Raw genomic sequence first — 8,881 nt, forward strand, 5'->3', positions numbered from 1 at the left:
AAAGTACTAACATCGTGTCTGCAGGAAGTTAATTTCTTGCAAACACGATATTAACTTCTTGACGACACGATATTAATATCGCAAAAAACCTTTGTTATTCAGTGGAAATCATTACCTTTGCACCCACTAACCAATTAATTCCACCGATGAGAATATCTGACTAAAGACAACATATTTCGGTAAACATCACTATCAACATGCTTTTTCAGACTGAACGCTGAGCATCACCTATATAGATGTTTAGCCAATACTGTGTTTGTCTGTACCCCTCCCCTTCGAGAATTTCAATTTCGGGGAATGCTTGCATCCCCCCTATCATTCTTACTTCTAAAAACACAGTAGAAACTTATGAGCTTTATCATTAAAGACCTTAGCTATATCCATGCAGATAAGGAAATCTTGTTTTCACACCTCCACTTGAGTATCAACTCCGGAGATAAAATAGCCCTGACCGGAAATAACGGTTGCGGCAAGTCTACCCTCATGCGCATTTTGGCAGGAGACTTGTCACCAAGTTCGGGAACGGTGCTACGCCCCGAACATCTGTACTACGTGCCCCAGCACTTCGGACAATACGACCGGCAGACAATAGCACAAGCTTTGGGAATCAGCCACAAGCTATCTGCCCTGCATGCCATCCTAAGCGGTGACGCTACCGAAAAGCACTTCAATACGCTCAATGATGACTGGAACGTGGAAGAACGCGCCCAGACTTCTCTCGACAGCTGGGGACTGGACGGTATCCCACTCTCCCGTCCGATGGAAGGACTTAGCGGCGGCGAAAAGACCCGCATCTTCCTGGCAGGCATGGAGTTGCACAACCCAACAGCCATCCTGCTGGACGAACCGACCAACTATCTGGACGCGGATGGACGGGAACGTCTGTATAACTTGATACGACGGACATCGGCTACCGTGCTCGTCATCAGTCACGACCGCACGCTACTGAATCAGTTGCCTGCCATCTGCGAACTCTCCTCCCAGGGATTGACGTATTACAGCGGAAACTACGACTTCTACAAAAAACAGAAGGCCCTGCAACAGAAAGCCCTTACCCAACAACTGGAAGAGAAGCAGAAAGCCCTGCGCCTTGCACGCAAAGTGGCACGCGAAGTAGAAGAACGGAAGGCCAAACAGAATGTGCGGGGAGAAAAAAACTCCATTAAAAAGGGGATTCCCCGCATCATGATGGGAGCACTGAAAAACAATGCGGAAAACAGCAGCAGCAGACTCAGCAGCATTCATACGGAGAAAACGGAAAAATTGCAGGCAGAAATGTCAGGTATCAAAAGTTTACTGCCACAGACAGACAAACTGAAAACAGACTTCAATGCCTCTCATCTGCATGTGGGGAAGGTTCTAGTCAAGGCAAAGGACGTCAACTTTCATTATCCCAGCCTCGTGGCTTCTCCTATGGAGACAACCCGTCCGGAGGCAGTAAAGGAGCTCTGGTCTTCCTCCCTCACCTTCCAGTTGAGAAGCGGCGACCGCCTCAGCCTGAAAGGAAAAAACGGCAGTGGAAAAACAACCCTGCTGAAACTCATCATGGGCGAATTGCACCCCACCGACGGAGTGATGGAGCGTGCCGGCTTCACCTCCGTCTATCTGGACCAAGAATACTCCCTCGTCCGTAATGAGCGCAGCGTACTCCAACAAGCAGAAGCTTTCAACCACCGCCACCTGCCGGAACATGAAGTGAAAACCATCCTCAACCGTTACCTCTTTCCCCGCGACGTGTGGAACAAGCCGTGCGGCAAACTGAGTGGCGGCGAAAAGATGCGCCTCTCCTTCTGCTGCCTGATGATTGCCGACAATACCCCGGATATGTTCATTCTGGACGAACCCACCAACAATCTGGACATCGAGAGTATAGAAATAATAACGGCAACGATACGCGACTACGCCGGCACCGTAATTGCCATCAGCCACGACCGGGAGTTTCTGAAAGACACCGGCATCGAACGGGAGATACTTTTGGAATGAATCAGTAATTTAGGTAACAACAACCGTAATTTGTATACTGCCATTCTCATAAAACCTGCCTATTTTTGCAGCACGTAATCATTTACTAACTAACGAACAACGAATATGAGCAAAAAAGTATTAATCCTCTCCTCCAGTCCCCGCAGGAATGGAAACTCCGACCTCTTGTGCAATGAATTCATGCGCGGTGCCGCAGAGGCCGGACATCAAGTAGAAAAGATTTTCCTGAAAGACAAGCACATCAACTACTGCACGGGATGCAGCGTATGCAGCATGTACGGCAAACCCTGCCCGCAAAAGGACGATGCCGCCGAAGTGGTGGAAAAGATGATTGCCGCCGACGTCATCGTCATGGCAACCCCCGTCTACTTCTACACCATGAGCGCGCAGATGAAGACACTGATTGACCGTTGTTGCGCACGCTACCTTGAAATAAAGGACAAGGAGTTCTACTTCATCATCGCCGCCGCCGAAGAAAGTGTCCCCATGATGGAGCGTACCATCGATGGTTTCCGTGGCTTCCTCGACTGCCTGGAAGAGCCCAAAGAATGCGGCACCATTTATGGCGTGGGTGCCTGGAAGGTGGGCGAGATAAACGACAAGCCTTCCATGCACGAAGCCTACGAGATGGGAAAAAAGGTATAAAGAACGAATACTAATCGCTATACAATACATTTATGCTACGTACCATCAGACTGACCCTTGCCGTCATCTTCTTCGCACTCATCACGCTGTTGTTCCTCGACTTCACGGGAACACTGCATGCCTGGTTCGGATGGATGGCGAAGATACAATTCCTGCCGGCCGTGCTGGCACTGAACATCGGTGTAGTACTGTTTCTTGCAGTGCTGACCTTGGTATTCGGACGCATCTACTGCTCCGTCATCTGCCCGTTGGGAGTATTCCAGGACATTGTTTCCTGGCTCTCCGCCAAACGGAAGAAAAACCGTTTCCGCTACTCGTCCGCACTGAAATGGCTACGCTACGGTGTGCTGGGAGTATTCGTACTTGCCATTATCGGCGGACTGAACTCTTTTGTCGTGCTGCTGGCCCCTTACAGCTCATACGGGCGCATCGTTTCCAGCCTTTTCTCCCCACTCTACCAGTGGGCAAACAACGGACTGGCCTACCTGGCCGAACGTGCTGACAGCTATGCCTTCTATGAAACGGATGTATGGATGAAGAGTCTCCCTACCCTGCTGATTGCCACGGTCACTCTGGTAGTCCTCATCGTGCTGGCATGGCGGGGCGGACGTACCTATTGCAACACTATCTGTCCGGTAGGTACAGTGCTTGGCTTCCTCTCGAAGTATTCCTTGCTGAAACCGGTAATTGACACAAAGAAGTGCAACAGTTGCGGACTTTGTGCCCGCAACTGCAAGGCATCGTGCATCAACATCAAGGCACACGAAATAGATTACAGCCGTTGCGTGGCATGTATGGACTGTATCAACAAGTGCAGGAAAGGTGCCATCACTTACACACGCCGCAAGCCGGCCTCCGCTGCAGTCTCCCAGGAAACCTCCGTGGCACCGGAGCAGGTAAACGACGCCCGCCGCGCATTTCTCTCTACAACTGCCGTGTTTGCTGCTACGGCAGCCCTCAAGGCGCAGGAGAAGAAAGTGGACGGTGGACTGGCTGTCATCGAGGACAAAAAAATCCCCGAGCGCGCCACTCCCATCACTCCTCCGGGCTCACTGAGCGCCCGCCACTTTGCACAACACTGCACAGCCTGCCAGCTCTGCGTATCGGTATGCCCCAACCAAGTGCTCCGTCCTTCTTCGGACTTGACAAAACTGATGCAGCCGGAAATGTCCTACGAACGCGGTTACTGCCGCCCCGAATGCGCCAAGTGTGCGGAGGTGTGTCCTACCGATGCCATCCATCTGACGAGCCTCGCCGAGAAATCGGCCGTCCAAATCGGTCATGCCGTATGGATTAAGGAGAATTGCATCTGCATCACAGACAAGATGGAATGTGGGAACTGTGCCCGCCATTGTCCGGCCGGTGCCATACAGATGGTTCCTTCAGACCCGGAAGACGAAGCCTCCATCAAGATACCGGTAGTCAACGCCGAACGCTGTATCGGATGCGGAGCATGCGAGAACCTTTGTCCGTCGCGTCCGTTCAGTGCCATTTATGTGGAAGGCCATGTGATGCACAGAACTGTCTGAAGCAACTTTATCACCCTAATATCCATTTATAATTTCAGTCCTATCACAATGAAAGAAGACAATAAGAACAAGATAAACCGCCGCGATTTCTTCAAACTCGCCGGTGCAGGAACGCTTGCCTCGGCAGCAGCCCTATACGGCTGTTCGGGCAACAAGAACAACGGGGAAAGCGAATCGGCCGCACTGGGCGAGATACCAACCGGCAAGATGACCTATCGTACCAACCCCAACACGGGCGACCGGGTTTCTCTGCTGGGATACGGATGCATGCGATGGCCCACCCGGAAACGCGCCGATGGGAATGGAGACGAAATAGACCAGGAAGCCGTGAACGACCTGATAGACTATGCCATTGCTCACGGAGTGAACTATTTCGACACCTCTCCCGCCTATGTGCAAGGTCTGTCGGAGCGCGCCACAGGCATTGCCTTAAAACGCCATCCACGGGAGAAATTCTTCCTTGCCACAAAGCTGTCCAACTTCAGTCCCAGCACGCACAGCCGCGAAGAGTCCCTTGCCATGTATCACCGCTCCTTCCGCGACCTGCAAGTGGACTACATCGACTACCTCCTGCTGCACGGCATCGGCATGGGCGGCATGGAAGCCCTCCGTTCCCGCTATCTGGACAACGGCATGCTGGACTTCCTGCTGAAAGAGCGCGAAGTCGGACGCATCCGCAACCTCGGATTCTCCTATCATGGAGACATCGAAGTCTTTGACTACCTGCTCTCCCGCCACGACGAACTGAAATGGGACTTCGTACAAATCCAACTGAACTACGTGGACTGGCGACATGCCAAAGAAGTGAATACCCGCAACACGGATGCCGAATACCTATATGCCGAGCTGGTGAAGCGCAACATTCCCGCCGTTATCATGGAGCCGCTGCTGGGCGGACGCCTATCCCGCCTGAACGACCACTTGATGGCACGTCTGAAACAACGCCGCCCGCAAGAGAGCGTGGCTTCCTGGGCCTTCCGATTTGCAGGTACTTTCCCCGATGTGCTGACCGTACTGAGCGGAATGACGTACATGGAGCATCTGCAAGACAACCTGCGTACCTTCTCCCCGCTTGTTCCATGTACGGAAGAGGAGTTTACCCTACTGGAAGATACCGCCCAGCGAATGCTGCAATACCCCACCGTGCCGTGCAACGACTGCAAATACTGTATGCCGTGCCCCTATGGGCTGGATATTCCAGCCATCCTGCTGCACTACAACCGCTGCATCAACGAGGGCAACGTGCCGCAGAACAGCCAAGACGAGAATTACCGCGAGGCACGCCGCGCCTTCCTGATAGGCTATGACCGCAGTGTTCCCCGTCTCCGCCAAGCCAACCGTTGCACCGGTTGCGGCCAATGCAACCCGCACTGTCCGCAAGGCATCGACATCCCGGCGAAACTGCAGGAGATAGACCGATTTGTGGAAGCGCTGAAGCAGGAAACCCTTTAACGGACTTATCTTCAACCCTGGTTGTCCATTTTAAGGATTACCAATCATATACAGATTCTTCTTTTTGTATAACTTTGCAAAAAGAACCATAGATAAACGATGAATAAAAAGATTTTAACCGCAATTTTAATAAGTATCGCCCTTCCGGGTAGTATGCTGTCCGCACCTGCCGACAGCCTCCGGCTGAAAAGCTACAAGCTTGATGAAGTCGTAGTGACCGGGACAAGAAATGAAACAGACATCCGCCACCTGCCAATGACCATCTCCGTAGTGGACCGCCAGCAACTGGAACAGACCTACCAGCCCTCCATCCTGCCTGCACTGACCGAGCAGGTGCCCGGACTTTTCACCACAAGCCGCGGCATCATGGGCTACGGCGTATCCACGGGAGCCGCAGGAGGCATGAGCCTGCGCGGCATAGGCGCCGGGGTGAATGCCGCCGGAGGACCTACGACCAGCCTGCTGGTGCTGATAGACGGACACCCGCAATACATGGGCTTGATGGGGCATCCCATCGCCGACGCCTACCAGAGCATGATGGCCGAACGGGTGGAAGTGCTGCGCGGTCCCGCCTCCGTCCTCTACGGGTCCAATGCAATGGGCGGGGTTATCAACATCGTCACCCGCAAGATGCAGGAGGACGGGGTGAAAACCAATGCGCAGATAGGATACGGTTCCTACAACACCCTGCAGACGGAAGTCTCCAACCGCGTGAGGAAAGGGCGTTTCAGCAGCGTGGTGACCGGCTCGTACAACCGTACCGACGGACACCGTGACGACATGGAGTTTGAGCAGTATGGCGGCTATGCCAAACTGGGATACGACTTCAGCGACACCTGGAAGCTGTGGGGCGACGTGAACATCACCCGCTTCAACGCCTCCAATCCCGGCGAAGCCGACAATCCGTATATAGACAACGACTCGCGCATCACACGCGGCATGACCTCCTTCGCACTGGAAAATCGTTACGACCGTACTTCCGGCGCCGTGAGCTTCTTCTATAACTGGGGCCGGCACAGGATTAACGACGGCTACCACCCCGGAGAAGAGCCCCAGAAGTCGCACTTCAACTCCAAGGACCGGATGCTGGGCATATCGTGGTATCAAAGCGCCACGCTCTTCACCGGCAACCGCCTGACCGTAGGTTTCGATTACCAGCACTTCGGCGGAGAGTCCTGGAACAAGGTTGTCGCCATCGACGAGGCAAAACCCGGACAGCAGATTGGTGACCGCATCCCCGGCGTGGACAAGCAGATGGATGAATTTGCAGGCTATGTGGATTTCAGGCAGGACATCAACAGTTGGCTTTCACTAGACGCCGGTGTCCGCATAGACCACCATTCGCACGTAGGCACGGAATGGATTCCCCAAGGGGGACTGGCTTTCCATCTGCCGCGGCAGGCAGAACTGAAAGCAATGGTGAGCAAAGGATTCCGTAACCCCACCATCCGGGAGATGTACATGTTCCCTCCACAGAACCCCGATTTGAAAGCGGAGAGCCTGATGAACTATGAACTCTCCTTTACGGGGCAGCTTTTGGGAGGGCCCATGTCCTATGGGGTGAACCTCTACTACATCAACGGGGACAACATCATCATGACAGACCCTGCCCTGCGCAAGAACGTCAACTCCGGAGAGATAGAGAACTGGGGCGTGGAAACCAACCTTGGCTACCGCATCAACCGACACTGGCAGATGAATGCCAATTATAGCTGGCTGCACATGGAGAATCCGGTACTGGCGGCTCCCGAACACAAACTCTATGCCGGTACGGACTTTACACAAAGACGCTGGAGCTTGTCTACCGGTATACAATACGTGAAGGGACTCCATACCTCGGTCACCCCGGGCAAGGAGAAGCAGGAAAGCTTCGTACTCTGGAACCTGCGTGCCAACTACCGTCTGTGCAGTTTTGCCGACGTCTTTGTCAAGGGTGAAAACCTGCTGGCGCAACGCTATGAAATCAATGCAGGCTTCCCCATGCCGAAAGCCACGGTGATGGGAGGCGTAAATATCAACTTTTAATACATTACAACTACATGGAAACAAAAACAGTTAAACTCTACTCGCTGGATTACAATAATGTGAAGACGTATCTGGCAGCCTCGCTATTCATTCTTGGCAATCTGGCTCTTCCCCAGCTCTTTCATCTCATTCCCCAGGGAGGGATAACCTGGCTGCCAATCTATTTCTTCACGCTGGTGGGCGCTTATAAATTCGGATGGAAAGTGGGGTTGCTGACAGCCGTCCTGTCGCCCGTCCTCAACTCCCTGCTATTCGGAATGCCACTTCCCGCAGCACTTCCCGCCATTCTGTTGAAGTCTGTATTACTGGCTGTGGCGGCGGGCTGGGCAGCACACCGTTTCCAGCGCATTTCCCTGCCTATTCTGCTGGCAGTAGTTCTTTTCTATCAGGTAGCAGGTACTTTGGGAGAATGGGCCATGGTGGGCAGCTTCTTCCGGGCTGTACAAGATTTCCGTATCGGTGTGCCGGGAATGGGATTGCAAGTGGCAGGCGGATATTTACTGCTGAAATATAGCCTTCAATAAGCACGCTTTCAGGGCAAACCTTATTTCAGTAATTCCGCAAAGGGGTGTATTCCGCCCGATAGATGCGGTCGAAGAAAGGTGCCCACTCGTTTTCCGTGATGCCAATCTGCAGGCCATAGAAGTGTGTACCGGCTTCCCAGTAACGGCGAATCTCCTCCATAAGGGCAGGTGAAGAGTGAGGAATCTTGAAGTCGCTGACCCAAAGTACATCGGCATTCATATACTCCTTGCCTTCTTTGAGCAGGCGGAACGTGGCTTCCAACATGCGGGTGGCATCTGTATCCCCGCAAGCTGTCTTTGAGAAGAATTCGAGCAGCCTTGCCCGCTCTTTCCTTACGTCAATCGGATGAATGGAGACGGAAAAGGCTATCAGAAAGCAGTTCCGCCGTTGACGGTCGGCTATCTCCAGGAGCTTTATCAGCAGAGAGTGAGCAATCTTCTCCGGCTTGCCAGCCATGCTTCCCGAGGTGTCCAGACAGACAATCATCGGACCTTTGGGACGGGCGGGCTTGGTTTCGATACGCCGGGCAGGCTGCATGATTTCCGATTTATAACGGAAGGTCTGAAGCTTGCGAGTAAGGTATTTGTAGACGAACAAATCTTCCAGTTCACTGTCGGCGGAATGGGCAAGCTCAATGGGAAGCAGAGCATTGAGGTCGTTGCCGGTGCTGATGCCCAGGATGTCACATTTGGAGGAGTGCTCCATTTTGTAGACGCTTCCCT

General features: G+C 53.1%; 7 protein-coding genes. 6 read left to right on the forward strand and 1 reads right to left on the reverse strand.

What is annotated here, in order from left to right; genetic code table 11:
* Positions 1 to 348 precede the first annotated feature (348 nt).
* The 6 genes from ABUA47_RS11180 to ABUA47_RS11205 all read left to right on the forward strand — a co-directional run bounded on the left by ABUA47_RS11180 (position 349) and on the right by ABUA47_RS11205 (position 8,158).
* On the forward strand, positions 349 to 1,983 hold the full coding sequence (locus ABUA47_RS11180; RefSeq protein WP_349824528.1) for an ABC-F family ATP-binding cassette domain-containing protein: 1,635 nt from the start codon (positions 349 to 351) through the stop codon (positions 1,981 to 1,983).
* Positions 1,984 to 2,088: 105 nt separating this feature from the next.
* The gene (locus ABUA47_RS11185; protein WP_022400806.1) at positions 2,089 to 2,628 is read left to right on the forward strand and encodes a flavodoxin family protein; all 540 of its coding nucleotides are present in this window, start codon (positions 2,089 to 2,091) and stop codon (positions 2,626 to 2,628) included.
* Positions 2,629 to 2,660: 32 nt separating this feature from the next.
* Positions 2,661 to 4,157: a 4Fe-4S binding protein gene (locus ABUA47_RS11190; protein WP_022400807.1), complete on the forward strand. Its 1,497-nt coding sequence runs from the start codon at positions 2,661 to 2,663 to the stop codon at positions 4,155 to 4,157.
* Between the two features lie 48 nt (positions 4,158 to 4,205).
* Entirely contained in the window at positions 4,206 to 5,609 is a 1,404-nt protein-coding gene (locus ABUA47_RS11195; RefSeq protein ID WP_005831172.1) for an aldo/keto reductase, read from the forward strand.
* Positions 5,610 to 5,762: 153 nt separating this feature from the next.
* Positions 5,763 to 7,634 (forward strand): TonB-dependent receptor, encoded by a 1,872-nt coding sequence (locus ABUA47_RS11200; RefSeq protein ID WP_374939060.1) that lies wholly within the window; start codon positions 5,763 to 5,765, stop codon positions 7,632 to 7,634.
* 14 nt (positions 7,635 to 7,648) lie between these two features.
* Entirely contained in the window at positions 7,649 to 8,158 is a 510-nt protein-coding gene (locus tag ABUA47_RS11205) for a membrane protein (protein ID WP_035448758.1), read from the forward strand.
* 25 nt (positions 8,159 to 8,183) lie between these two features.
* Here ABUA47_RS11205 and ABUA47_RS11210 read toward each other — a convergent pair.
* On the reverse strand, positions 8,184 to 8,881 hold a 698-nt coding region (locus ABUA47_RS11210), incomplete at its 5' end, for a vWA domain-containing protein (RefSeq protein WP_410520181.1).

Source organism: Bacteroides sp. RTP31139st1_H2_RTP31139_211217 (assembly GCF_040227615.1).
Lineage (GTDB): Bacteria > Bacteroidota > Bacteroidia > Bacteroidales > Bacteroidaceae > Bacteroides > Bacteroides uniformis.

Excerpts from the sequence above, each read along its gene's own strand:
- ABUA47_RS11200 (WP_374939060.1), top strand. The coding sequence starts at position 5,763 with ATGCTGTCCGCACCTGCCGACAGCCTCCGGCTGAAAAGCTACAAGCTT.
- ABUA47_RS11190 (WP_022400807.1), top strand. The coding sequence starts at position 2,661 with ATGCTACGTACCATCAGACTGACCCTTGCCGTCATCTTCTTCGCACTC.
- ABUA47_RS11195 (WP_005831172.1), top strand. The coding sequence starts at position 4,206 with ATGAAAGAAGACAATAAGAACAAGATAAACCGCCGCGATTTCTTCAAA.
- ABUA47_RS11180 (WP_349824528.1), top strand. The coding sequence starts at position 349 with ATGAGCTTTATCATTAAAGACCTTAGCTATATCCATGCAGATAAGGAA.
- ABUA47_RS11185 (WP_022400806.1), top strand. The coding sequence starts at position 2,089 with ATGAGCAAAAAAGTATTAATCCTCTCCTCCAGTCCCCGCAGGAATGGA.
- ABUA47_RS11205 (WP_035448758.1), top strand. The coding sequence starts at position 7,649 with ATGGAAACAAAAACAGTTAAACTCTACTCGCTGGATTACAATAATGTG.